Source organism: Ornithinibacillus sp. 4-3 (assembly GCF_040958695.1).
GTDB lineage: Bacteria > Bacillota > Bacilli > Bacillales > Amphibacillaceae > CALAMD01.
This window is the reverse complement of the sequence record NZ_CP162599.1, coordinates 2,836,909-2,863,103: the sequence shown is the minus strand read 5'-3', so window position 1 is coordinate 2,863,103 and position 26,195 is coordinate 2,836,909. Positions and strand designations below refer to the sequence as shown.

Genomic DNA, 26,195 nt, shown 5'->3' with positions numbered 1-26,195 from the left:
TTAACCCTCCATTTGCTTTAGTTCTTTTTCTAATCTTTTTATCTTCATATTTAATTCCATCTTTTTATTAAAGTGATTTTCACGCTTTAACTTGCCTTTAAGCGTGGTAATTTCCACTTCCATCATTTCTATTTTCTGTAAAGTTTCTTCCTTATTTTCAATTCTTTTGATATTTCTGCTTGATAAATTAAATTCAATAATTGCTTGAATATAATCATTGTAAAACGTGAAAAAGTTATTTTTCTTTAACTCACGGTAATTTATTTGCTCGATAAATATTGAATCACTATCAAGAAATCCAGTTTGATACACTTTTTCTAAGATAATCTTTTGCTCATCTACTAGATTATCTCTCTGATGTGCCCCGAAAAAATTATACTGATTGTTAAATATTCCTATGAGGATGATTGGATAAGGAATAGATTCCATGATTAATGTTGCAATCTTTTCCATCACCTGCAATTCTCTCAACTCTACAAGGAAAACTGATATTTCTTCATAAGTCCTCGTATCATCTTGATAGGCTGGAATATTTGTGTTCTGTCTTGTTAATTGAGCATATAAGGTAATTCGTTCAATTCCTTGGGTGAAAATATTTTTTTCCGTCGATTTTAAATTACCATGGGTGTAAAATTGTTTTTTCGGAATGAACTGGTTATAAACACATTCTTTCGGTAGATTCAATGACTTTACCAACATCTCATCACGCCTTTTTATGAATCTAAAATCAAGAAACTGATTAACTCAAAATCTTCTAGTCCATCAACATCTTCTGCAACGATACTTGTACCGCCTTTATGGAAAAGACTAGCAATCCCTAGTTCTTCCTTACGCCCGATAATTTCTTCGATTGCTTTTTCAAGTAATGAGGAATAGTGGCTCATGTCACTTCCGTAATTCGTTGAATGATTAAATTTCGTAATTAATTCAGTATCCAACTTGTCATTGTTATGACTAGTTTTTTTGTAGAAATCAAGTAATTGTTTACCTTTATCATAGGATATTTTAATTTCTTGTTCATTCGTTACGTATATCAAGTAATAAGGATGAAGCGGATTTTTCTCCAAATTATTTATTTCTCCTGATACTTGTTCTAATAAGAAAATGACACCTGGTTCTAGTTCATGTTCAAATTGTTGAGGTATACGAACGATAGAGTAGAGTCCAGTTGGGCTTTGCTCTAAACTTTTCCGATTGTTTTTTAGATATCCTGTTAAATCAACCCTAAAATCGCTAAAGCTTAAGTCTGTTATCGAAATTCCTCCTGAAATATCTTCTAAATCAACGACTTCTTCTCTTAACTTCTTCAGCTGATTCTTTCGATAAAGCAAGTCTCTCATTTCCTTCGATTGATTTTTTTCTACTGGGTTTTCTTCACCTGTTGCCGATACATCTACTAATACCATTCTACCTTTGACTCGTTGTTCTAAATTAATATATTCATCTAAATCTTGGGTTGGCCAGAAGTTTACGAGTTGAATTCGTTCATTATTTGAACCAATTCGATCTACCCTACCAAAACGTTGAATAATTCTCACTGGGTTCCAATGGATATCATAGTTAACAACAAAATCGCAATCCTGTAAGTTTTGCCCTTCTGATATGCAATCTGTCGCAATGAGAATATCAATTTCTTCTTGCATATTCGGAAAAACTTTATGTGCTTCTTTGGATTTTGGTGAAAATAACGTCAAAACGGTATTAATGTCGTTAAATTTTATTTGATTTTTATATTCAGCTGGAATTTCTAACGTTGACTTGTTCGTTCCGCTCCCAACAACTAAAGCGGTGTTAATATTTAGCTGCTTTGCATGAGTTGCTAGGTTATCATATAAATATTTTGCTGTATCAGAGAAAGTAGTAAAAATGATGACCTTTCGATTACCTTTGTTAATCGGATTGGTTATTTTTTGAATAATTGTATCTTTGAGCATGTTTAACTTACTATCTTTTCCGGGCTCAATACTTTTACCCATTGCGAGTAGATTTTCTAAGATTGCCTGATCTTCTTCTAGTTCTTGCTTCCATTTAATCGTGTCCGTATCTTGAAGCAATACTTTTACTTTATTTCCAACGAGTAAATCTTCAAAAAGGGTATCATCTGGATCGATATCTAAAATGGACACGTCTTCTGCAGAACTACTCGTTGAATAATCTGCTTCATGTTGTTCAATTGCTTGTATCATGTGGTTTATTTGTTCCAATATTTTTGACAGAGTTAATGTAAAAGAGTGAACAGAGCTTTCTAACCGCTTTAATATATTTACTCGCATTAAATGGATTAAACTAGTTTCTCTATCTCTCTGACGAAATAGACCTTGACCATCTTTAACTTCCATATCATATTTTCTTTCATATTCGAAAAGTTTATGGTTGTAAACATATTTTAAAGGAGAGTAGATTGCTAAGTTCAGTTTATTTATCGTGTTATTTACATCTGATATGTCAGGGAAAATATCATCTTCATCTATTTTGCTATATTTATTCATTGGCTTTAGTCGTTCTGGAAACGAACCTATTTCCTCGATATCATAATATTTTTCAATATGTTTTCTAGATCGTGCAATTGTTAATGTATCGAGTATTTTGAAGTAATCCATGTTCATCATATCTACGAATTTTTCTGTCGTCCGTTCTTCTTCTGACAAATTAGCCCATTGGTTAAAGACCATCTGTGCGTTTTTAAGTGTATGATCAATGCTAGTTATACCAGTTTCTTGAAGTGCTTGATCATTTTCCTCTGTAATAAAAGCAATCTGATTTTTTATGTCATTCATTCTGTTATTAACAGGGGTTGCTGATAGCATGAGCACTTTCGTTTGTACACCAGATTTGATGACATCTTCCATTAGTCGTTGGTATCTTGTTTTACGATCTTTAACTGGAGGATTATTTCTAAAGTTATGTGATTCGTCAATAACGACCAAATCATAATTCTCCCAATTTAATGTAGCTAAGTTAACATCACCTGAATAACCTGTTTCTCTGCTTAAGTCTGTATGATTTAATACGTCATAACTAAAGCGATCATTAACGAAAATGTTCCTTTTGTCATTCATCGTATAAACTAGCCAATTATCTCTTAGTTTTTTGGGGCAGAGCACGAGTACTCGATAGTTTCGTAGTTCATAATATTTAATTATCGCTAGAGCACTAAAAGTTTTTCCTAAACCCACACTGTCTGCGATAATACAGCCGTTAAAGTTTTCCATCTTTTCAATTGCACCTAACACCCCATCTTTTTGAAACTGATAGAGCTTGTTCCAAATCAACGTTTCCTTGATTCCAGTCTTCTCTTTCACAAGACGGTCATCCGTAAGTTCACTTAAATAATCAAAGAAAATATTGTATAGGGTGACAAAGTAGATGAATTCAGGTGGGTTTTCTTTATGGATAACATTTAAATTTTGCATCACTAAATCTGTTACATCTTCTAATTCATTATCACTGTTCCAAATGTTTTCAAAAGCCTGCAGCATTCCAATCGTATGTTCTCCATAAAAAGCATTGATTGCTTCCATTCTAGTCGAAGGCACGATTCCTAAACTATCCGCAGTGAAATCAACAGATCCATTCATTGCTACCGTATCGTCCTTGTTTTCTATGTGCATAAGCCTTGGATAAGCTGGATTTCTTTCCTTGAATGATTTGAACGTTGCTTTTTCCTTTATCCATTCTGCACATTCTTTGGCAATAGAAGACTGGGTCATTTCATTTCTAAGCTTAATTTCAAATTCAGTACCAAATACATTATTATTTTTGTCGATGTAAAACTCTTTCATTTCCTGCTTCTTTGAAACGAAAGTTGGTTCTGTGAAAACGAATCTAAACTCATCAATCTTGGAAAGTTCCTTTTTTAACTTCTCAAAAGCAAATAAAGTAAAGCTGGAAGAAATCATACTTATTTTACTATTCTTTTTGCTATACTCTTTTATTTCATCAACCATTTTATAGGTCTTATTATCGATAAATTTAGGTGCTTTCAAAATGGATACCCCCTTTTATATAATGAGTTCGGTACGTAATATCTGCTATCGTTAACTTTGTAAAGTACTTTAAAACTATATAACTGCTACATAATCATTTGAAATTTATCATCTTATAGAAATTATAACATAACAGGTCTATCTACTCATTCGGATTCCTACTAAAAATAATTCTAAAAACAGCAGATACATACAATGCTATTGTAGTTTTGATAGAATAAAGTAAGCTAGCCGTTTGTAAGTACGGTATGAGATAAGTACAGTAAAACAACCATCAATAAATTTGGGTATTGCAAATAGTTGTAAATTAAAAAGCAGATTGATTACATCAATTATTTGAAAAAGGTGCGTGGATTAGAGTGAACCAGATTGTTAAATTAAATTGGGTCACTTGATTCACTCTTGTCACTAAAAGTACCGATAGTGATAAGAGTGACAGGTTTTAATCTATATCATTTTAGAGGTTTATAAAAAGGTAGTAACTATCAAAAAACTAAAGCCAAGTAATAATTAACGGAACAACTAAACTTTGAAGTAAATTATAGGAATGTGAGGGGGGAAATCAGTTGTGAGTAAAAAAACATATCCAAAAAAGGATATAATTGAACTGGCGAGAAAATATGGTGAATTAGAAAATGATCCTGAACAAACCTCACTAGAAAAGAGATTAGATAAAATAATCGAATTTCTTCAAAAGGAAGAAGTTCAATATGTACTCGAACAACAAAGTGACAAAGATTCAGGGGCATATTTCTACAACAATGAAATGAATCTTACCAAAGCTAAAGGAGATGCCTTCAAGGAATATAATTACAATCAAATTGATGCAATATTCTTGGCTGTTCTTATTTCTTTATCCGAACAATCCTTTTTCAAAGCACTTAGAAGTAACCAATCAAAGATAATTAATCCCATACTTGAAGAGGAACAGTGGGTAGAAGCATTTACAAATAAATTGAGTCGTTTTGAAACAGTGTGGAATGAGAAAGACAATCGGAGATCGTGGGAATTTGTATCGGTAAATTTGGGGAGCTTATTTTATCAATTTACATTACTACCTAAAATGAGTACTCATGCTAATGAAATTCAAAATAAATTATATACATTGGTAAAATTGTTTGAGGAACTTCCAGACCATCATAAGATAGCATTATATAATCAAGCAATGAAGAATAGGATTCCAACCATACTTGGGAAATTACAAGAATACATTAAATCACTAAAGGAAACTAAACCTGATGAATATCTCGAATACGAATTACATAAAAGACTTGTTGAAATTGATAGATACCTTGAAACAGAAAACGACTTGGAGAAGTACCTCCAGGAACTAAAGGAAATCCATTCTGACAAGTAGACTAACATTAAAGATTTTGCTCGAGTTTATAGTGAATTAAAAAGAAAAGTATCTAGTGTAAATGCTAGATACTTATTTTTTTTCGCTTTTTTACCATCCGAATTTTTTTTGTGAAATTACAAATAAAATTTCTAATAGAGCAGATTTTTTTTATTTCCTATACTTCAATGTAAGAGCAATTGGCTCACCACTTTTATGAAGGGAGGTAAGAAAAGACAATGAGATTAGAATATACTTCAATTTCAAACTTGTTGCTGTTACCGAAGAACTTTTCTATTGAGGAACACGATCCATTAGTCAGTGAAATTTTAGAATCACATCATGTGTTTCATCCGCTGTATGAATTAGAGAAGTCGATTCAACTAATCTTAGATTCTATGGAAAAAAGAGGGCTAGTAATCGCAGAAGAATGGTTCAGAAGCGGTTTGGAAGGAAAACGAACTCAACGAACAAAGGCGGTTACTGAAATCAATCAGTATGTTGACGGTGCTCATGATGATGTTGATGAAAGTCGTTTACACGATTATTGGAGAGGAAACAATCTTCCAATTGCTAACAGCTTTGATGCATTAGCTAATTACAAACAGCTTCATCCAACGTACAACTTAATGCTCCAGTACAGGAAGCATTCCAATTACCTGAAACAGTGGGACTTGAATCTAAAGCATGACGGGGTCGAGTTAGAAAACGGTGATGTTAGGATGAAGGGAAAATGGCAGAGTTTTGCAAGCTACACAGGCAGAATGTCCGCTAAACAACTTCCGTTAACCTCTTTGCCAAGTGAGATGCGTGATTACATTGTTCCACCTAAGGATTCGCAATTAGTGAGCATTGACTTAAACAACGCAGAGTTACGCTTCCTTGCTTACTATGCTAAGTGCGACCAATTGATTCAACGGTTTAATGCTGGTGAAGACATTCACTATGAAACTGCTAAACTTATTCAAAGTAAAATGAATCGTCATAAAGTAGCTGATGAACAGGCTCGTGAACTAGCAAAACGGTACACGTACAGTTTCTTGTATGGTGCAGGGGTAAAAACAATCCAAAAAAGCTTGCAAAAGGTCTTCAAAGGCATCACAAGTGCTGATGTAGTAACTATCAATGATGCTTTCATTCAGCAGTACCCAGAAATTCAAAGTTTTTTACTTGAAAGAGAAAAGAGTGACAGCCTGCTAACTGCCTTTGGGGAGGTAAAGCCAATTGCTAAATTTTACGAAGCACAGAAGAGAAACTTTACACTGCAGTCGAGTGTTAGCGTAGCCATCAAAATGCTGATGAAGACCTTGGCAAATCACAAAATAGAAATTATGCATGCCTTACACGATGAAGTGTGGATCTCAATACCTATTGAAACGAATCTATCGACTTTAATGGATGAAGTAGCAACAGAATTTGAAGAAAAAATAAAAAATACTTTCAGAGGTTTCCCTTGTAAAGGGTTGCTGACGATAGAGAAAATTGGAGGAAAAATACAATGAATAGTAATGAAGAAGCAATTTACCTGGATGATTTTAAAGAGAAAGTAAGTGATGGAGCGGTTAGTTTTTTAATTACGGATGCAAAGTACGACATGATTAAGACCAAAAAGAATGAAGACGTTCAAATTATTAAGTTAACAGTAGAAGTTCAAGAACTTGATAATCCTGCTGGTGATAAAGAAGTGAAAAACATCAACCTCTTTGTAAATAAAACACCTAGAGGCTCATTTCACAGGTTTGTGAAGGCTGTATTAGAGGTAGTTCGGACAAATGCTTTCACCCCAAGTCTTTTATTTGGTTTAAAAGGAAAAGCAATGCTGTCTCATTACACACCAGAAGGTTCTGAATTCGCCTATCCACAGATGAATGATTGGGTGTTCTATGCTACTTCAGACGAAGTGAGCGAAGCATTGGAAGATTATCTTGATGATGGCTTAGATGATTTGGACTTTTAAAGGAGGGCTGAAAACGAAATGTTCAAAGTTACAAACATGAAAAACTTAAAATTTATTCGACAATATGTACGTGATGTAGAAATAGAAATAAAAGAAGTTGAAGAGTTTAGTAGCTACTCCAACTTTGTAAAAGAAGTAAAAAGTGCAAATTTAAAATCAATAGATGTCATGGAAAAGTTGAACGCTGATTACATCAGTCATGTACCAATTCATTGGCTCATAGAAAAACATGAGTTGGAATTGAACCCTAATGGTAATAGCGAACTTCCACTTTCAGTCAAGTTTGCTTATGACCAGATGATGCTAGAGGTAGGTAAAGAAATTGTCGGCTATTCCATGAGTGACTCTGGACGTATCAGTTTTAACAACAAAAGTTTTGCTGAATGTGTGATGAAACTATATTCATTAGTAGCAAATCGAAACGATCCTGAAAGCCTACTTGTTTACAACAAGGAAAAAGGTTACTGGGAAGATGCGACACAACCGCTACACAGATTAATCATTGAAATAGCACATGCCGCTGGTGAAAACATCGAGGACAGTTGGACTGTTCATATAGAAAAATCAGTTGTTGATATTCTTAAAAGGAAAGTAGTCTTCATAGAGTCGGCAAACTTTAACAAAGACCACTTCCCATTAAGAAACTATACGCTTTATTCTACCACAGGTGAGCTCGTGCCACATGCACCAAATAACCTAGCCACCTTTGGTAGTTCAGTAGAATACCAACCGAATACTGATTGTCCTGTATTTCAACAGTTCCTAACATCGCTCTTTCATGAGGTTAAAACGATTGAATTTGTGCAGGAATGGTTCGGTTACACACTTTCTACAAGTCACAAAGCAAATGCATTCCTCATTGGAGTTGGGGCAGGAGCGAATGGGAAATCTACACTATTTGATGTCTTAGCTCAACTGGTAGGCATTCAGAATGTCGCATCCGTTCCACTCTCCAATTTCAATAGTGAGTTTGGATTAGAACCTTTAATAGGAAAGAAACTGAATCTCGCAACAGAATCAGATGTCGATGCATTTAAAACAGGAAAGCTGAAGGCTTTAACAGCAGGTGAGGAAATTTCCATCAACAGAAAAAACAAAATGGAAATCACAACGAAATTACCAACCAAGCTCGTCTTTCTCATGAATGAGTTACCTTTGCTTAGCGATGACAGCTTTGGCTTTGAACGTAGGTTACTCATCCTACCGTTCGACAAGACATTTCTCCCGCATGAACAAGACAAGGATTTACCTAAAAAGCTTGCAAACGAATTAGAAGGAATACTTTCATGGGCTTTAGACGGGTTGAAACGATTAATCGCAAACAATTACACTTTCACGATTTCTGAATCGATGCAACATGCTAAGGAATTATATTTTGGTGTTGGAAACCCAATTGAAAAATTTATAGAAGAATGTGTCACTGCTGAACCATCTAATGTCATGGACGCTAGAGATTTAATGAACGCTTACTCTATTTGGATGACGAACAATGAATTTCCATTCAAAGGAACAAACACACCACAAAAGTTTTGGAAGTTGTTTAAAGAAGCAATGGATGTAAAGCTAATTGAATTTTCTCGTGGAAAATCAAACGGAAGAACGGTCGTTCGTGACATTGCATTAAAATAGAAAGCTTTTCACTGCTGTCACTGACATCACTAACAGTGATTAGAGTGACGACAGTGACAAGATTTACAGTCAGTCAAACGTAAGAAATTCAAATATATATTATAGAAAGGATAGGGACGTCATGTACTTTGAGGAATCATCCAAGCATGAATATCAAACATTCATCGACATACTCACAGAAATGGTATCTAACTACATGGAAAAACAATCACAGAAAGGGGAGGTTTCATGTGCAGGGAATAATCAGGAAGTCCGATCAAGCCAGTCATCAAGCACAGGTAAAGAGGGTGGCACTTTATGCGAGAGTATCAACGGTGGAGCAAGCTGAGGAAGGCTACAGTATTGATGAACAGTTAAACCTTTTAAGAGAGTGGTGTGACCATCATGGTCACATCATTCATAAGGAATATGTAGACAGAGGAATTAGTGGAAAGAACATTAGCGGACGTCCTGCGATTCAACAACTACTACACGATGCACCACAAGGCAAGTTCGACATTGTGCTCGTTTGGAAAATGAACAGACTTTCTCGTAAAAGTGTGGATTTACTAACAATCGTAGACCAACTACAGAAACGTAACATTGGTTTCCGTTCTTACACAGAACAGTACGAAACAGAAACACCTTCAGGGGTCTTGCAGTTTCAAATGATGGCGGCAATTGCGGAGTTTGAACGTGCGAACATTGCAGAAAACGTAAAGATGGGAATGATCGCACGTGCGAAAGAAGGACTGTGGAACGGTGGGCAAGTACTTGGGTACAATACGGTGAAAGAACGAAGCAACAATCGTAAAGGCGAAGTATCCAAGTTATACATTAATGAAGAAGAAGCAATCATCATTCGCAAGATTTTTGACATGTACGTGAATGGGCATGGCTACAAAGCTATTTCCAACCACTTAAACAAACAGGGCTTTAAAACAAAGAAGAACAATCCCTTCTCCATTAACGGAGTAAAGACCATTCTATCAAATCCCGTCTATGCTGGTTACATTCGGTACAACGTAAGACGTGACTGGAGCGAAAAAAGGAGAAATAACATCAATCCAGACCCCATCATCGTTCCTGGGCAACACGAACCAATCATTTCATTGGAAGTGTGGGAACAGGCAAAAGCAACGATGAAAAAACGTTCACGAAAACCGAATCGAGTTCATGATGGAGAGTTTCCTTTAACAGGTCTTCTACGATGTCCAGTGTGTGACGCAGGGATGGTTATTGGAAGAACGACTAACAGACTTAAAGATGGTACAAAACGTGTGTTAGAGTATTATGTTTGTGGAGCTTGGAAAAACAAAGGTACAGCAGTTTGCCGGTCGAATGGCGTTCGTACCGACTACGCAGACAAATATGTCCTTGAGAAACTCACCAATTTAGCTGAAAATGACATTCTCATCAAACAAATTGTAGACAACATTAATGAAAAGAATAAAAACAACGTAGCACCTTTACAACAGGAATTTGAACTTATAAAGAAGTCATTAAACGATTTAAAGCAGAAAAAAGATAAGTACTTGCAATTGTATGTAGAAGAAATCATTTCTAAAGTAGACCTAACAAATCAACTGACAGAAATTGAACAAAAAGAAGCTCAATTAAAAGAGAGATTACAGCCAGTCGAGGGAAGGCTAACCATTGATAACATCCCGAAAGTAGAATATAAAACGGTAAAGCAAGTTATGAAAAACTTCTCTAAAGCATACAAAGAAGCACTCACAAGGGAACAGCGAAAAGCCTTACTCCATGCACTCATTCATAAGATAACGATTTCTGAAGATCGCAAGATAGATACAATACAAATTCAATTGAACCGTGAAGTAACACATTACTTCAATCAAAAAGAAGGAGCAGACTCATCCATCCAAGATGATCCTGCTCCCTTTTTTAATGTCCTGCTTGACCTATAGGTTTTCTTATAGACGTAAGAAAGACCTTTTTAAATATATATTATTTCCTTGAAGTAATCATGCTTCATGGTTACTTAAAACATTCAAGGAGGATATAAATCATGAAGAGTTATAATGAAAGGTTCAAACAGATGGAATTTAATCATGTAAAAGAAGCACCAACCAAACGAGTACCAGCTAAGCGAGTGAACATTGTCAGTGTAAAAATGGTAAAGGAATGTAGCATGTTGTACAAAAATAGAGTAGTCCGTAGTCCTGAAGATGGTTACAGGCTACTCCAGCAATTTCTAGGGGAGGTTGATCGAGAGCATTTCATCGTTGTTTGTTTAGATACAAAGAATCAACCGACAGCAATCAATGTGTGTCACATTGGCAGTTTAAATGCATCGATCGTACACCCTAGAGAAGTGATGAAACCAGCGATTCTTTCCAATGCCGCTTCTATTTTAGTTGGGCATAATCATCCTTCAGGGAATGCCGATCCAAGTCAAGAAGACATTCATGTGACAAGAAAGCTTGTAGAAGCAGGAAAGATAATTGGTATTGATTTACTCGACCACATTGTGATGGGAGAAGATGAATTTGTCTCACTCAAAGAAAAAGGATACATCTAACCGTCCAGTGTACGATGCTGTGTGGTTTAAGGAAGAAATGTTAAATAAGTTTGGTATTTCTGTTACACCAGAAGAAGTTGGCTATGAAGCGGTTTTACTAGAGCATGATGAAATTGATGAAGATATTATTTCAAAAGTAGATTTACAGCTTCTACCTAATCCGCTTCTAGCACATTCATTCATCTACACACATTCAACAGGTGATGAATGGTTACTCATCCTTGTCACCCATGAACAGGATGGAGCAATCCTTTACCAAGCATGGTTTAAAAACAATCAAAAAATATCCGACTGAGAGGTGATGGTATGAAAGTCATTCAATCTCTAGCAGATGTTCAAGCGTTAGAACGTGAGGAACATCTGCCTTCTTTTTATATTGATGAAATCAAAAATCAGTTCCACTTATGGTACGAAGTAGAAAACAATGGAGATGAGATTCAAGACTTCTCCTTACCTTCCTGGGCTTGTATCTATCATTTCAATGATGTGGAAGATGCAAGAATGCTAGAAAGCTGTGTAAATGACATTGAATACGTTGAAGCAGAGCGAATAGATGGAATGAAGTACTTTCGTATTGGAATCATGCAAGACCATCAACTGTCTGTTATTTACTTTTTAGAAGGTACTTTACCTTACAGGACAGAAAAGTGGTTAGAACATTAGGAGGTTCATATGTTTGCAAACAAAGAGAAAAGGTACATGACAAGAATGATTGCCGAAGACGTACACGTAGAAATACAAAAGATCTTGTGGGATTTAATTGATGAACAGCGTAAGAACGATTTAGAACTAGATTATTTACAAGTATTTGAATTAATCGCAGAGCATGGGAAGCAACACATCATTCACCGTCAGGAAGTACCTGAAAGAAGCGTAAGACGGGAATTTCTGTTAAAGTACACGACACCAATTAATCAGACGATTTGGTGCATTGACAGTGAAGAGTACCAGATGATGTTGTTTCCAAGTGATTATTAAGGGGGTGAACTGTTTTGAATAATAAAGAAGTTGTGTTAGATATTGCAAAAGGTATATTGGAAGTTGTTCTAGGTGTGTTATGTAAAAAGTGACTTTTACTCATTACTTATTTTAAAATCCGTTAAAGGGATTCCTAGTGTAGTAGATACTACAGCTATGTAAAGAGAAAGCTGTAGTATCTACTACACCAAACTTCTAAAAATATACTTTATAAATGACAAAATAGAAGATGGACCAAGAACCGATAGCTACTTCACCCGTAAAAAAAGAGACACCTCACCTGTTAGTATGAGATGCCCTTACCAATATATTTCAATCATTATGCTTATTGTTTATTCAGGCTAGACATGATGCAAAATTAATTGATATTTTTTATATCTAATTTTTTGTAATTGATTTTATTTGGATTTAAATGACTTGGTCCTATAAAGTATCTATCCTTTACCTCACTAATGCTTCTGGTTTTACTGTAGACTCTTACTTTTTGATCGTTTAATTGAAAAGAATCACCTAACCCAAAACCATTCCAATCATTACCAAAATGATCTTTCCGTAGGTTTTTAACAGTACCATTGTAGATTAGTTCTAGATCTTTCACCGCTTCGTCATGAAAGTATACAATCATCACTTCTGATTCATGACTAACGCTATTTAATGGTTTCTCATTAAAATGTGTAGATAAAAATGAGTCTTCTTTTTTGATGAATTCTAATTCTTTCCGTTTATAATCTTCTCTAGATAGTCCGGCTATCATATATAAACAGCTGTATATATTCTGATTATTTGTTAATTTATATACTTGCTCGCAAATCTTTTCCCAACTGGCTTCCATATATTTGACATTCTTATTTCCTCTATATATTATTCCATCTTTTTCTTCAGGAAATTTAGTTGCAATTGTTTTTTCTACTTTACCCACTAATCGAAAATTCATACTGGAGCATAGTGCAGCGAAACATGCTAGTTTATATGGAATTTCAGTAAACTTGAATGTTTGCCTATATCCTATTTTATTAATTTTGTCTATATCAATTTCATCGCTTGTTAATCCCAATACTCCATTTTTCTCTTGATATTTGTTATAGAACTTTATTATTCTATATGTTGAACTAGTTAGTTTAAATGAGTTTTGTTCTTCAATTAGTAGTGTTGATACCGACTGATGAAATTCCTCCAATTTTGGATAGGATGTATTAATTATTTCAACTAGGTTCAAACTCTTACAATCAATGCTTAGTAATTCCTTTTTAAAACTTGGTTGAATACCAGTATGCACTTTTAGTAAATAATCTATCTCTAAGATAATGCTAGGGGGTTCCTCTATCGACTTTTTGACTTTTGTATAGGGTAAGTGATGTGTGTGGGAAGTCATATTCCTCAAGTTATATATCAATCTGTATTCAAAGGACTTTTCATATAGGTTTCTATTCTTTTCAATAAATTTAGATTGAACTGCACTATATTCTCTTTTTATAAAACTTTCCCACTGTTCTATGAATTGAACAGTTTTTATAATGTAATCTGTTATAATACTCTCATCATCAAATTGATTGACTTTACCTGATTCCCAATTTTGGAAGTTTTCATACGATTTTTTAAGATCTTTAATTCTTTCTGAAACAGGGGTTAATTTGTTAACTGTTTTTATATCCTCTTTCAACACGGATAACTCTTCACCTGTTATACTTTCCTTTTTAAAGATTATAGTGGATTCATTAGAGGAATTCCTATATGTTTCATAAATTCGCATATTTTCCTCCTTCCATTGAAATTTCTCCAAAGACTAATGTTAGCAATTTCAATGATTACTATGTGACAACAAAAGCAGTTTAGTTATTAAATAATATTTTACCATAACTTTTAACACAAGAGCCTAGTTTAGCTATTTTATAAGTTTTTCTTGTAATCGCTAACTATTGTAAAATCAGAATCAACCGTATCACATTATAAAGATGTGGTATCATATGCTAAAGAATTCATCACTTTTATAGGACTTATCTATGGTAAGCTTGATTTTTTTAGTGCTTTATATTTAAAAAACCTCACTTAGATACGTTACGGAGAACCGTATCATAAATAATGTCGAAATGCTGACTTATATAGATGAAGTGATTATTTAGCAACAAAATCATGTATAATCAAATTAGAACGAACGTTCAATTCATAAAAAGGAGAATATTTTTGAACAAAAGACGATATGACAGTGAGAATGCAAAATATAAAATCATGGATAAAGCTTTTCTTTTGTTTTCACAAAAAGGGTATAATCAAACGTCAGTTGGGGATATTTCAAAAGCTTCAGGCTACAGCAAAGGTCACATTTATTATCATTTTAAAAACAAAGAAAAACTTTTCGTCCTGTTAGCGCAAAAGACTATGCGAGATTGGTACAACAAATGGATGCACAAAGAATCCACATACTCAACAGCAACAGAAAAATTGTGTGGTGTGGCACTACATGTGTTATATAATTTCCAAACACCATTATTAAAATCAGGCCAAGAGTTGGCTTCTAATCCGAATTCGAGTCCTGAATCTGTGAAACAATTATTTAATTTAGCCGAAATTCCAATAGGTACTTATAAATCCATTTTGCAAGAAGGTGTAGACAAGGGGGAGTTTAGAGACGGAAATATAGATGAGTGGTCTGTATTGTTAGGCACATGGCTAGGTGGCTTATCTCAGCTTACTAATACTCAAGATTTAAGCACACTTGAAGCCCTTTTTAGTAAAGCAATTACTATATTTTTAGGAGAAATTAAAAAAGGAGGTAGTTAAAATGAAAATTGGCTTAATAGGTGACAGCTTAACTGAAGGCCGTCCAGGGGTGTCTTTTGTCAACATTCTAAAAGATAAATATCCAAGTTTTACTTTGGAAAATTTGGGGAAACCTGGGGAGTCTGTCAAAAGTTTGCACACACGTTTAACAAAAACACCATTAGATACGGATTATGACCTTTCCTTTCTTTGGATAGGAGTCAATGACGTCTATTCAAAATTGCTGAAAGTACAAGCTCAACCAATTGTATCCGGACATGAGGAATTTCAAGAATATTTCACCAATGTTTTAGAGTTAGTTATCACTTCTTCTAAACGAGTTGTGGCCGTATCCCCAGCAATAGTAGGGGAAAAAATAGAGAATACTTCGAATAAGGAATTAAAAGAATTAGCATTGATTATTCAGTTCATCACTAATAAATATCCTGATGTAAGTTTTCTGAATATGCATTCCGTGTTTGAAAAAGGTTTAGCTAAATTAGATTGTTCCGACTATATTAGCACTAGTGTGATGGGTGTCATGAAGGATGTTCTCTTTTATAGAAACCCGGTTCGAATTGACAAACTATCAAAAAAGCGAGGTTTACATTTAACCTTAGATGGCATTCATTTAAACAGTAAAGGCGCTTCATTGGTAGCTGATGAATATGCAGCACTAATTGACCAGTTTCTACATAACAAAGATGCAACAGTAATAAAATGACAATAATGGATGGAAATAGTTTTTACAACATCTAATCAAAATACATCCCTAACTATTATCGAGATGGTATTATTATATTTTGGTAATTGGATAGAAAAAATCCTATTTCCCGTAACATCTACTTTTTCTATCATTAATATAAATGTCTAAAAATAGTAGCTTTTTTCCTTAAATAAGCAAATGACCATTTTGTTCTAGAATCTCATAGTCTATAATCATATGCTACGCTAGAAATTTTGATGGATAAAATGCTATTAGAGCCACTATTTGCTAACCCTTATACCAAGATTCCGCCACTTCCGAAATTCATTTGTTTAGCATTCAATGGTCCATTTATCAACTACCCATCAAAATTTCTTAGTGCATCTTACATATATACATTTCCATTAATTGTTACATTGCCCTTATTAGATAAAATAGCTTCAGGTCCTTTCCTCAGAAGGCGATTTAAATGAAAGATAAAGAAATTCCACTTAATACGTTATTACTTACTTTTGCTATACAACAAGTTGTAAATACCAAAATAATAGATATAATTATAAAAAATACAATTTCAATTTATTTGCAAAACGATAGGTTAATAACATTATTTAAATATAGTATAAGTCAGTAGACATTCCAAGAAAGATATAAGTCATAAGCGATACATCAAACCAATCCCCAAAAAACGAAGGTGAATCAAAATATGAACAATCAAATCCAAATCCTAGTAGTAGAAGATGACAATGATATCAATCAATTACTATGTAACATCATAAAGAAGAATGGCTATCATCCTCAACCTGCTTTTTCTGGCACGGAAGCCATGCTGTATCTGGAAAAGCAGGAGTGGGATATGCTACTTCTCGACCTGATGCTTCCGGGAATGTCTGGAGATGAAATTCTTACTAAGATTACTGAGCAAAGTAATATCCCAGTTATTATCATTTCAGCAAAAATAGATCAGGAAACGAAAATAGGTATGCTACGAACTGGGGCAGATGATTATATTACAAAGCCTTTTGATAATGAGGAAGTTTCTGCTCGGATTGACTCTCATTTGAGAAGGTACCAACGAATAAATAAACTGCCAAGCACGAAGAAACTTGTTTATAAAGACATTGAGATTGATCAAGAAGCTAAAACGGTATTTCTACAAGGAAAGCAACTAAATTTTACAGCACGTGAATACGAGATATTAGTTCTTTTCATGGCCTCACCAAAGAAGGTTTTTACAAAGAAAAATTTATTTGAAAGTGTGTGGAAAGAGGCGTTTTATGGGGATGATAATACGATTAATGTACATATAAGCAATATACGAAACAAGTTAGCAGCTGTTAATCCAGATGAGCAGTATATTGAGACGATTTGGGGAATGGGGTATCGACTTAAGACTTAAGGTTTTCTTAAGATTCTCCTTAAGAGTTCGTTAAGATTTCCTTTCTATACTAAAAGCATCATTTTGAGGAGGGGAATATATGAGCAAATATGTACTGAAAACAAGTAACTTAACGAAACAATTTAAAAATCAAGTTGCTCTAAATAAAGTAAATTTATCTATTAAAAAAGGATCCATTTATGGTTTTATTGGACAAAATGGTGCGGGGAAATCTACGTTTATTCGAATTGTGACAGGTCTTGCCAGTCCAACTACTGGTTCGATTGAATTATTCGGACACAGCAATGCGCAAGAAGTCATTAACTCTCGGAAGCGGATTGGCACGATCATAGAGGGGCCTGCATTATATCCGCATATGACGGCTGCCGAAAATTTAGAAGCACATCGACTTTTAAAAGGAATTCCAGGAAAAGAATGTGTGAAAAAGACGCTTGCTATCGTCGGTCTTCATGATACAGGGAAAAAGAAGGCGAAAAACTTTTCATTAGGTATGAAACAAAGGCTAGGAATAGCGATTGCTTTACTTGGAGATCCTGAATTTTTAATGCTTGATGAGCCTATCAACGGCCTAGATCCAATGGGAGTTGTTGAAATACGTGAGCTTTTGAAAAAATTAAATCAGGAATATGGTATGACCATTTTAATTTCTAGTCATATATTGAGTGAATTACATTTACTTGCAACCCATTACGGGATTATTCATCAAGGTAATTTAGTGGAACAATTAACGGTAGAAGAGCTTAATGCAAAATGTCAGCGATTTTTGCATATCAAAGTAAATAATCCGGAAAAGGCAACTACGATTATAGAAACAACACTTTCAACAAATGATTTTGAAGTGATGCCAGATGGTTGTATTAAATTATTCGGCTATGTGGATGCCCCTGGAAAGATTTCCTCCATTCTTGTAAAAGAGGGTCTAGTTATTGAGCAATTCATGCCGATGGGACAGGATCTGGAGTCTTATTTTATGAAGCGTATTGGGGGTATCCATCATGGGTAACCTTATTAAAGCGGAATGGTATAAGCTGAGAAAAGATCGAACATTTTGGTTTTTGATCCTCCTATTAATTGCGACTAGTATCTTCTATCCTTTATTAATTATATTTGACGAAGGAGCAGAATTGATCAAGATTAGCAACTTTTATCAGTCAGATTTGCTTAATGCGAATATTTATGTAATCAAACTCATTCCCTGCGTATTAGCTGGTTTCTTTATCTCAAAGGAATATTCATCAGGTACGATGAAAAATATTGTATCTTCTGGAAATAGTAGAGCACGTATTTACTTTGCAAAATTAATTGTTTTTTCAATGGGTGCAGTAATTATTTCAATAATCATTCCGATTATTTTAACAGGTTCAATGGCTGTTTACTTGGGCTTTCCAGATATGCCTGAATGGAGTTATTTTGTAAAAACGATCGGTTTCTTCATACTCTATGCGGCTGCGTTTGCATCATTAATGACATTTTTTGCAACGATCTTAACAGATACTGGAAAGGCTATTGCTTTTATGATTATATTTTTCCAGATGGCTGAAGGCATCCTAACTACAATTGCTGAGTATATTCCATACTTTGAGCCATTAGTGGAGAACTCTATTTTTTATTTATTGTGGAATATAGAAATTGTAGCTTCATTGAACAGTAGGGATTTATTAAATATGATATTTATTCCTATCATCTCTATCGCTGTCTTTGGGGGATTAGGTGGCTTTGTCTTTCAGAAAAAGGAAATAAAATAAATGAATGTGGGGTGATGAAAAATGATGTATGTAACAATATTTTCGCTTAGCATAGCATTGTTTTTTTTCATCCGCTTTATGTTCTTAAAAAGAGAAATACAAAGAGTAACGAGACAACTACAGGAGAGAAACCAAGATAAAATAGATTCGAAAATTAAACTTGGTTATTATGATAAGGATATTGAGGAATTAGCAAAGGAAATAAATATCCAAATAGATGAAACTAAATACGCAATCGCACAAAAAAGACGTACAGAGAATGAGTTAAAGCAAGCAATCTCAAGTATTTCACATGATATTCGCACACCGATGACTTCTATTTTGGGATATATTCAATTTTTGGAAGATGATGATTTAACCCATGAAGACAGAAAAGAGCATGTTCTAATTGTAAAGAATGGTGCATTGAGATTGAAAGTGCTACTAGAAGATTTTTTTAAGTTATCCATTATTGAGTCGGCAGATTATCCATTAAAGATAGAATCCATTCTATTAAATGATTTGGTTCCAGAGGTTTTGGTAGGCTTTTATGAAGAATTTAATCAAAAGCATATAGAACCGACCATTAATATTCCGGTGGATGATATAAGGATTAAGGCTGATTCTTCAGCAGTAAAGCGGGTAATTGAAAACTTAGTTACAAACGCTTTAAAGCATTCTACTGGTAATGTGGACATTATTTTAAAAAGAGCCCCGGCATTTGTTGAGTTTACGATCAGTAATCCAGCTCCGCAATTAAAGGAAGAAGAGCTTTTTCATTTGTTTGATCGTTTTTATAAAGTAGATAAAGCAAGAAAGGGAAAAGGAACAGGACTTGGATTATCTATTGCTAAAAGCTTGATGGAAAAAATGAATGGAAGTCTTTCTGCGGAATTAGATAAGGGCCAATTGATTATGAGGTGTAGGTGGAAAACTGGAGTGGGAGATAGTAAAAAGGCGTGAGCGCTTATTATAAGTTAATATTTTGATATAGAGGCAAAATCATAGGACTGGAAATCGCTACCAGTTCTATGTTTTTGCCTTTTAAATTACAACTTCCCAATATTTATCCTCCCTTTCCGTATATCAAAAATATTACGTCAGACGAAATTTCTGAGTCTCGTACTTATTGACAAGCAATAGTTAGATGATAAAATTAATGTTTATTCATCATTTTTTGAAAATTACATCCCCTATATCTTTATAAATAACCAGAGTAGAAAGGTAGATGCCTTATTCATTCAGTAGATAATGAGTTTTATCTGACAGCCTTTAGAGAAATAGTACAAAGGGTAAATTCTATTCTGTTATACGATAAATAGGAGATTGGAAGTCTGGTAATTTCTGAGAACATAATGGTGAAAGCATACAAATAAAGGAGAGATAACATGGATGCAGATGTAGCTGTAGTCGGACTAGGGACGATGGGCAGCATGACAGCATGGCAACTTTCACGACAAGGTGTATCCGTATTAGGTTTTGAACAATTTGGGATAGGGCATGATCGTTCCGCGTATGGAGGGGGATCAAGACGTTTTAGAATCGCTTCCCCATTAGTTGAGGAAACGCCGTTTATTAAAGGTTCATATCATATGTTTCGTGACCTGGAACAGGAGGCTGGTCAACAGCTCTTATCGTATAGTGGTGCATTAACGATAGGCGATCCTGATTCCCAGCGTATGAAAAATGTAATGAGAAGTATTCAGGAATATGATTTAAGACATGAAATTTTAGATGATCATGAAGCGATGCGCCGCTATCCACAGCACCGTTTATTACCAGGAGAAGTGACTGTTTGGGATGAGATGGGTGGAGTACTTCGCCCAGAGCAAATTGTCATTGCTGCTGTAAACCGTGCTCGGAAGTTAGGTGCACAGGTTCATTCCTATACAGAAGTGAAGGATATTCAAGCTGATGAAACTGGTGTAACAATTATTGCTGGCGAAGATGAAAAGGAATATCGTGTTGGCAAAGTGATTGTTACGGCAGGACCGTGGGCAAATAAATTAGTGCCTAACATGAATAAGATTTACTCGGCACAACGTATTATTATGACTTGGTTTATTCCAGAGAGTCCTGAGCAATTTACTGAGGAGAAGTTTCCTAACTTTTCTCGTTTAAGTGGCGGGCGACATATTCAAGGAACTCCTGCGATTGATGGGAGACTAGTGAGAGTCAGTGAAAGTTTGGAAAGAGCGAAATATGATAGTGCGGATCATTTTGATAAGAATGTATCAGTAGAAGATATCCTAGGAGTACGAGAAGCGGTTAAAGAATTAATACCAAACCTCAATCCAGATCCGGTCAGTATTGCTCCATTTATGGACGGGTTTACAACGGATGGGTTACCAATTGTAGGAAGTACTTCGAAGAATGAAAATGTGATTTTGTTATGTGGTTTCTCTGGACAAGGGTTCTCACAATCACCTGCCATGGGAGAAATCGCAGCTCATTTAGCAATGGGGAACAAGACAGGGTATGATATTAAACATCTTTCACCAAAAAGATTCGGCTTATAATTCAATGTTTTTTCAAAAAGAATAAGTGAATTTTACCTATAACATCAAGGGAACGGGACAAAATTTTAGGGGGGAATTTCGTGAAATTCCATAAGGTCAAATTTTTAATTGTTTTATTAATTGTTGCATTGGTTGCTGCTGGGTGTAGTGATTCTGGTGACAATTCATCCGGTAATGAAAATGATGGTAACACAGAAAAGGGTGGAGAACTGAATATCGCACTTAATGCCTCACCACCAAGCCTTGATCAGCCTGCTACAGCAGCTGCTGCTACTCGTGATACAGCAATGCTTATGTATGAAACACTTGTTACAGTTGATGCAGAATATAAAACCGTTCCAATGTTAGCTGAAACGATCGATCTAAGTGACGATGGTAAAGAGTATACTTTTCATTTAAGAGAAGGTGTCAAATTTCATAATGGAAAAGAAATGATCGCCGAAGATGTCATCGCATCAATGGAACGTTGGTTAGAACAATCTTCATTGACAGGTAATATTTTTGTTGATGCAACATGGGAAGCGGAGGATGATTATACTGTAGTATTAACATTAGCTGCTCCATCGGCGTTAACATTAGATACACTTGCTACAACGAAACAAGCGCCCGCGATTATGCCAAAAGAAAATATTGAATCAGCACCAGCTGAAGGTGTGGAAGAATATATCGGAACAGGGCCTTTTAAGTTTGTTGAGTGGAAGCAAGATCAGTATATCCATTTTACTAAGTACGAGGACTATCAACCAGTAGAGATGGAAGCAAGTGGACTATCTGGTAAAAAAGAAGCGTTAGTTGATGATATTTTCATGCATATAGTGTCTGATACATCAACTCGTATAGCTGGGCTACAATCAGGGGAGTATGATTTTGCCTATGATATTCCTTATGACAATTTTGAACAGCTTGATAATGATCCAAATTTAGAGACACTTTTAGTTCCTTCAGCAAATGCCGTTTTAAAATTTAACAATGTGCAAGGAATTGGTAGTGATTTTAAATTGAGAGAAGCGATTAATACAGGTCTTGATTTAGACGAGATCATGATGGCGGCTTTTCCAAACAAAGACTTTTATTGGTTAGCACCAGGGTACATGGATGTAAATCTTTCTAACTGGTCAAGTGATGCAGGAAGCGAGTATTACAATCAAAATGATCCAGAAAAAGCGAAAGAAATGCTGGAAGATATGGGCTATGATGGAGAAGAGTTTAGGATTTTAGCAACGCGAGATTATGACTATATTTACAGTTTAGCAGTTGTTATTCATGAACAATTGACGAATATGGGAATAAACTCTAAACTTGAAATTTTCGATTGGCCAACCTTATCTCAGATGACCGAAAATGAAAATGAACTGGGCTCTTGGGATGCGACTATTTCTGGTTCATCTATTGTTAGTACTCCACCACAATTAATTTCCTTAAGTCCTTCTTGGGCAGGGGGAGTAAACGATTCGTTCATTGTTGATACCATGGAAGATATCGAACTAGCTAAAGACCATGAAGAGGCTAAAGAACTATGGGATACATTACAGCTTTATGCTTGGGAAGAGCACTTACCGACAATTCAATTGGGTGGATTTAGTAAGGTATATAGCTTAAATAATAAAATCAAAGGCGTTGAAACATTAGTAGGCCCAATTTTTTGGAATGTGACTGTAGAAGAGTAAGTTGATATTTGTAATATGTAAACAGTAGTGAACTGCACTCTAATTCTTGGAGACATTTAATCTGAGAATTGGAGGTGCAGTTCATTGTTTTAGGGATTATTCCCACTGGAAAATCTTCGAAAGACGAACCCTCAATTATTCTCCGCCATCCTACCAAGAGGACCATTTTCGTCAATGATATCTTGAATGTCGTAAACAGAAATAGGAAACATTGGAAAACCAAATGCATATGGAGCCAGCTCATATAGCTGAAAATAAATAACAAGCGATTTATCTGCAATGTAAAAGTCTTGATTCGGTGCGATTTCCTTAAATTCATTGATTACTGGAATGTCCCGTTGCTTAATTTGTTCCTTAATTAATCGAGAGAGTCTTTCCACATAATGGCTGTTCGGTTTAAATAAATCCTTTAGTGTACAGGATTTTTGTTTTTGTAGGTCATATGTTAGGGAATTGATATAGGTCATTCCATGTGCGGCTTGATAAAAGTATGCGTAGTTGGAAAATGTAAAGCTCAGTACATCTCTCTGGTTGTTTTTTATCTCGTAATATCCAAGCATTTCTACAAGCGTTGATGGTGCATCTGCCATTTGTTGATTGATTAGTTGCTGTGTTTTTCGGGAAATATCTTGATTAATTGAATGCTGGAGAGGTTGATTATTCCTAAGGAAAACTTGTGGATAATATATTGTTTTATTTTTATTATTTCCAAGCACCAGTGTTTGGATGGATACAGGTAAAGATATAGGCATTTTTCTCATCCTTTTTGAATTTATTTTATGTTTCAATGGTGTGTGATGTGAAAAAGTGTTTTGGAAGCTGTTATTAGATGAGAGAATATATGTAAAAATGATACTAAATATGAATCGTATTATGTGGAGACATAAATGAAACTAGTTGGGATTCACTGTAAAAAGGGTAAGATAGACTGACTACATTCCTTATACTAGTGAATTATGCTATAGTTGTTTTAGAAGTTAGAATATTGATACAAATGAGGAGGATTCAATGATGATTACTGATACAGATTTGAAGCACCTACGACGTTGTATTGAATTAGCAAAAACTGCGCTTGAATTAGGTGAGAAGCCTTTTGGTTCAGTCCTTGTCTCGGCCAGTGGAGAAGTACTTCAGGAAGATCATAACCACGCGGTGAGTGGTGATCATACTCAACATCCAGAATTTACTTTGGCGCGATGGGCAGCCAATAATATGACGCTTGAGGAAAGGAATAAAGCAACAGTATATACCTCGGGTGAACATTGTCCTATGTGCGCTGCCGCTCACGGTATGGCTGGTTTAGGGCGGATAGTGTATGCAAGTTCATCCAAACAACTGGTGCAATGGTTGGGTGAAATGGGAGTTGCCCCATCAAGGGTTCGAAATCTATCTATTCAAGATGTCATTTGCGATACTATAGTAGATGGCCCTGTTCATGAACTAGCGGAGCAAGTTCATGAGCTTCATCGTCAGTTCTATGCAGGCAAGCATTGAACAGTCCATTCTTTAAATGCTTAATAGATTATTAGAATATAGGTTAATCAAAAAATAGGGAGGAATTATAATGCAGCAAGTAAAAGAAATGATGAATGAATGGTTAGAACATCGGAATGTACTGGAGGAATTATTAGAATCAATTGATGACGAGCATATTGATTTCCAGCCGTTTGAAGGGGCTATGGCATTAGGCGAATTGGCTTTGCATATTGCTGGATCGAATGATATGTTCGTTTCTATGGTTAAAACAGAAGAGTTTGCTCTACCAGAAATTCCTGAATGCAAGACAATGAGTGACGTTCGCAAAACTGTAAAGGATTTCACGAAGAAAACAAAAGCTACATATGAATCATTCACAGATGCAGATTTGGAAGCCCAAAATAGTTCATCACATCCAAAACTTCAAGGGACAAAGAAAAAATATCTTACTGCAATGTCTGATCATGAAATTCATCATAAGGGGCAGATGTTTGTTTATGCAAGGATGGTAGGTGCGAAAGAAGTACCATTTTTCCGTTAATTTTTCTTCTTCTAATCACATCGGAGAAATAAAGGATTAATGAACTGGATCTTTAAAACCGAGCCATGATATCCTTTTCATTTGTATTTTATTGTCATTGTTAAAAACAATGATGTCATTATATGTAAGAACGATAAAGCGGGACATCCCAATAGAACACTTCAGAGGAAGTCCCGCCAACTTAATACAGGATTAATTTAATTACCCGTAATAAAAGCATTAATTACTCCAAGGTCTTTAATTTTATCTAAATCTTGAAGCATTTGTTTTTTCTGTGAATAAGGACCGACCTCCACAGAATAGAGTTCACCTTTATCCGTTTTATAAATCCTAATGTCCCCGTTGATATCATTCTTGTTTACTAAATTATAATGATCCCGCGCAACTTCTTTTCTATCCGTTGTGCCAACAACTATTTTATACTGACCCATAAAAATCCTCCTAGTTTGTTTATAAGTAGTATATTTAACTATTAAACTAAGGTATGGTTACTGGACATGACTTCTTGTAAATTGATTAAATAATCTAGTAGAAATGACAGTACGTATAAATAGATAAGTGGATTTTGATGTGAGGGAAACAAAATTTGAATTTTATTATATAGAATTATTGAAAGCCTGCCCCAAAGTACAGTTATACCCTCATGCCCTGAGGGACAGGCGTTTCGCTGGAAAACTTCTTATAAGAGAGATTATTTAATCCCGCATTGATCCTGCTTCTCGTGAAGTCATCGCACCTTGTCCTCTGTTTACATCTTTTTTAATTTCCTTTTTTACTTTTTGGGCATCAGTACCAGCATTTTGTTTAGATTGCTGATTCTTTTTCATACTCTTCCTCCTTTAATTAATGTTTTAACTTCCCTTCATATTATTTACAAATCATCATAAGATATCCTGATTGTTTCCATACCGCTTAGATCGACTAAAAAATTGAAAAAGAAACAGCGCCCTCTAAATTGAATAGAGAGCGCTGTTTTGTTATTTGAATGCATATTACGTTCTT

The 26,195-nt window shown here is 34.9% G+C and carries 25 protein-coding genes; 19 read left to right on the top strand and 6 right to left on the bottom strand.

All coding sequences use genetic code 11. The features are described 5' to 3' along the window. Both AB4Y30_RS13990 and AB4Y30_RS13985 read right to left on the bottom strand, forming a co-directional pair. Positions 1-699: a DUF4391 domain-containing protein gene (locus tag AB4Y30_RS13990; protein WP_368652833.1), complete on the bottom strand. Its 699-nt coding sequence runs from the start codon at positions 697-699 to the stop codon at positions 1-3. A gap of 14 nt (positions 700-713) precedes the next feature. Further along, positions 714-3,986 (bottom strand): helicase-related protein, encoded by a 3,273-nt coding sequence (locus AB4Y30_RS13985; RefSeq protein ID WP_368652832.1) that lies wholly within the window; start codon positions 3,984-3,986, stop codon positions 714-716. A gap of 568 nt (positions 3,987-4,554) precedes the next feature. Between AB4Y30_RS13985 and AB4Y30_RS13980 the strand changes: the two genes are divergently transcribed. The 9 genes from AB4Y30_RS13980 to AB4Y30_RS13940 all read left to right on the top strand — a co-directional run bounded on the left by AB4Y30_RS13980 (position 4,555) and on the right by AB4Y30_RS13940 (position 12,407). Continuing rightward, the gene (locus AB4Y30_RS13980) at positions 4,555-5,343 is read left to right on the top strand and encodes a hypothetical protein (protein ID WP_368652831.1); all 789 of its coding nucleotides are present in this window, start codon (positions 4,555-4,557) and stop codon (positions 5,341-5,343) included. Positions 5,344-5,561: 218 nt separating this feature from the next. Beyond that, positions 5,562-6,824, top strand: a complete 1,263-nt coding sequence (locus tag AB4Y30_RS13975; protein ID WP_368652830.1) for a DNA polymerase — start codon at positions 5,562-5,564, stop codon at positions 6,822-6,824. Next, the gene (locus tag AB4Y30_RS13970; RefSeq protein WP_368652829.1) at positions 6,821-7,279 is read left to right on the top strand and encodes a hypothetical protein; all 459 of its coding nucleotides are present in this window, start codon (positions 6,821-6,823) and stop codon (positions 7,277-7,279) included. Before AB4Y30_RS13975 ends, AB4Y30_RS13970 begins: the two co-directional genes overlap by 4 nt. An 18-nt stretch (positions 7,280-7,297) precedes the next feature. Continuing rightward, positions 7,298-8,908: a phage/plasmid primase, P4 family gene (locus tag AB4Y30_RS13965; RefSeq protein WP_368652828.1), complete on the top strand. Its 1,611-nt coding sequence runs from the start codon at positions 7,298-7,300 to the stop codon at positions 8,906-8,908. A gap of 230 nt (positions 8,909-9,138) precedes the next feature. Continuing rightward, positions 9,139-10,815, top strand: coding sequence for a recombinase family protein (locus AB4Y30_RS13960; protein WP_368652827.1), 1,677 nt, complete (start codon positions 9,139-9,141; stop codon positions 10,813-10,815). A 101-nt stretch (positions 10,816-10,916) separates the two neighbouring features. Next, positions 10,917-11,429 carry a DNA repair protein RadC gene (radC, locus tag AB4Y30_RS13955; protein WP_368652826.1) on the top strand — a complete coding sequence of 171 codons (513 nt, stop codon included), beginning with the start codon at positions 10,917-10,919 and terminating at the stop codon, positions 11,427-11,429. Next, positions 11,398-11,724 carry a hypothetical protein gene (locus tag AB4Y30_RS13950; RefSeq protein ID WP_368652825.1) on the top strand — a complete coding sequence of 109 codons (327 nt, stop codon included), beginning with the start codon at positions 11,398-11,400 and terminating at the stop codon, positions 11,722-11,724. Before radC ends, AB4Y30_RS13950 begins: the two co-directional genes overlap by 32 nt. Positions 11,725-11,735: 11 nt before the next feature. Next, positions 11,736-12,092, top strand: a complete 357-nt coding sequence (locus AB4Y30_RS13945; RefSeq protein WP_368652824.1) for a hypothetical protein — start codon at positions 11,736-11,738, stop codon at positions 12,090-12,092. 9 nt (positions 12,093-12,101) lie between these two features. Next, positions 12,102-12,407 carry a DUF960 family protein gene (locus tag AB4Y30_RS13940; RefSeq protein WP_368652823.1) on the top strand — a complete coding sequence of 102 codons (306 nt, stop codon included), beginning with the start codon at positions 12,102-12,104 and terminating at the stop codon, positions 12,405-12,407. 358 nt (positions 12,408-12,765) lie between these two features. Here AB4Y30_RS13940 and AB4Y30_RS13935 read toward each other — a convergent pair whose 3' ends face one another. Next, the gene (locus AB4Y30_RS13935; protein WP_368652822.1) at positions 12,766-14,157 is read right to left on the bottom strand and encodes a hypothetical protein; all 1,392 of its coding nucleotides are present in this window, start codon (positions 14,155-14,157) and stop codon (positions 12,766-12,768) included. A 431-nt stretch (positions 14,158-14,588) separates the two neighbouring features. On the opposite strand from AB4Y30_RS13935, the gene AB4Y30_RS13930 reads away from it, so the two are divergent. The 8 genes from AB4Y30_RS13930 to AB4Y30_RS13895 all read left to right on the top strand — a co-directional run bounded on the left by AB4Y30_RS13930 (position 14,589) and on the right by AB4Y30_RS13895 (position 23,176). Next, on the top strand, positions 14,589-15,185 hold the full coding sequence (locus tag AB4Y30_RS13930) for a TetR family transcriptional regulator C-terminal domain-containing protein (RefSeq protein WP_368652821.1): 597 nt from the start codon (positions 14,589-14,591) through the stop codon (positions 15,183-15,185). A 1-nt stretch (position 15,186) separates the two neighbouring features. Next, positions 15,187-15,888 carry an SGNH/GDSL hydrolase family protein gene (locus tag AB4Y30_RS13925; RefSeq protein WP_368652820.1) on the top strand — a complete coding sequence of 234 codons (702 nt, stop codon included), beginning with the start codon at positions 15,187-15,189 and terminating at the stop codon, positions 15,886-15,888. 685 nt (positions 15,889-16,573) lie between these two features. Next, positions 16,574-17,266, top strand: coding sequence for a response regulator transcription factor (locus AB4Y30_RS13920; RefSeq protein ID WP_368652819.1), 693 nt, complete (start codon positions 16,574-16,576; stop codon positions 17,264-17,266). 79 nt (positions 17,267-17,345) lie between these two features. After that, positions 17,346-18,269, top strand: coding sequence for an ABC transporter ATP-binding protein (locus tag AB4Y30_RS13915; protein ID WP_368652818.1), 924 nt, complete (start codon positions 17,346-17,348; stop codon positions 18,267-18,269). Then, the gene (locus AB4Y30_RS13910; protein ID WP_368652817.1) at positions 18,262-19,011 is read left to right on the top strand and encodes an ABC transporter permease; all 750 of its coding nucleotides are present in this window, start codon (positions 18,262-18,264) and stop codon (positions 19,009-19,011) included. Before AB4Y30_RS13915 ends, AB4Y30_RS13910 begins: the two co-directional genes overlap by 8 nt. 21 nt (positions 19,012-19,032) lie before the next feature. Beyond that, complete coding sequence (locus AB4Y30_RS13905) at positions 19,033-19,953, top strand: sensor histidine kinase (RefSeq protein ID WP_368652816.1); 921 nt, start codon at positions 19,033-19,035, stop codon at positions 19,951-19,953. 425 nt (positions 19,954-20,378) lie between these two features. Beyond that, positions 20,379-21,509, top strand: a complete 1,131-nt coding sequence (solA, locus tag AB4Y30_RS13900) for an N-methyl-L-tryptophan oxidase (RefSeq protein ID WP_368652815.1) — start codon at positions 20,379-20,381, stop codon at positions 21,507-21,509. Between the two features lie 80 nt (positions 21,510-21,589). Further along, positions 21,590-23,176: an ABC transporter substrate-binding protein gene (locus AB4Y30_RS13895; RefSeq protein ID WP_368652814.1), complete on the top strand. Its 1,587-nt coding sequence runs from the start codon at positions 21,590-21,592 to the stop codon at positions 23,174-23,176. Between the two features lie 131 nt (positions 23,177-23,307). Here the strand turns inward: AB4Y30_RS13895 and AB4Y30_RS13890 are convergent, their stop codons facing one another. Next, entirely contained in the window at positions 23,308-23,928 is a 621-nt protein-coding gene (locus AB4Y30_RS13890) for a DUF3298 domain-containing protein (protein WP_368652813.1), read from the bottom strand. A gap of 259 nt (positions 23,929-24,187) precedes the next feature. Between AB4Y30_RS13890 and AB4Y30_RS13885 the strand changes: the two genes are divergently transcribed. Both AB4Y30_RS13885 and AB4Y30_RS13880 read left to right on the top strand, forming a co-directional pair. Then, positions 24,188-24,670, top strand: a complete 483-nt coding sequence (locus AB4Y30_RS13885) for a nucleoside deaminase (protein ID WP_368652812.1) — start codon at positions 24,188-24,190, stop codon at positions 24,668-24,670. A gap of 70 nt (positions 24,671-24,740) precedes the next feature. After that, positions 24,741-25,193 carry a DinB family protein gene (locus AB4Y30_RS13880; RefSeq protein WP_368652811.1) on the top strand — a complete coding sequence of 151 codons (453 nt, stop codon included), beginning with the start codon at positions 24,741-24,743 and terminating at the stop codon, positions 25,191-25,193. A 197-nt stretch (positions 25,194-25,390) separates the two neighbouring features. On the opposite strand, the gene AB4Y30_RS13875 is transcribed toward AB4Y30_RS13880, so the two are convergent. Then, positions 25,391-25,624: an SPOR domain-containing protein gene (locus AB4Y30_RS13875; RefSeq protein WP_368652810.1), complete on the bottom strand. Its 234-nt coding sequence runs from the start codon at positions 25,622-25,624 to the stop codon at positions 25,391-25,393. Between the two features lie 264 nt (positions 25,625-25,888). Beyond that, positions 25,889-26,020 (bottom strand): hypothetical protein, encoded by a 132-nt coding sequence (locus tag AB4Y30_RS13870; RefSeq protein WP_368652809.1) that lies wholly within the window; start codon positions 26,018-26,020, stop codon positions 25,889-25,891. Between the last annotated feature and the right edge of the window lie 175 nt (positions 26,021-26,195).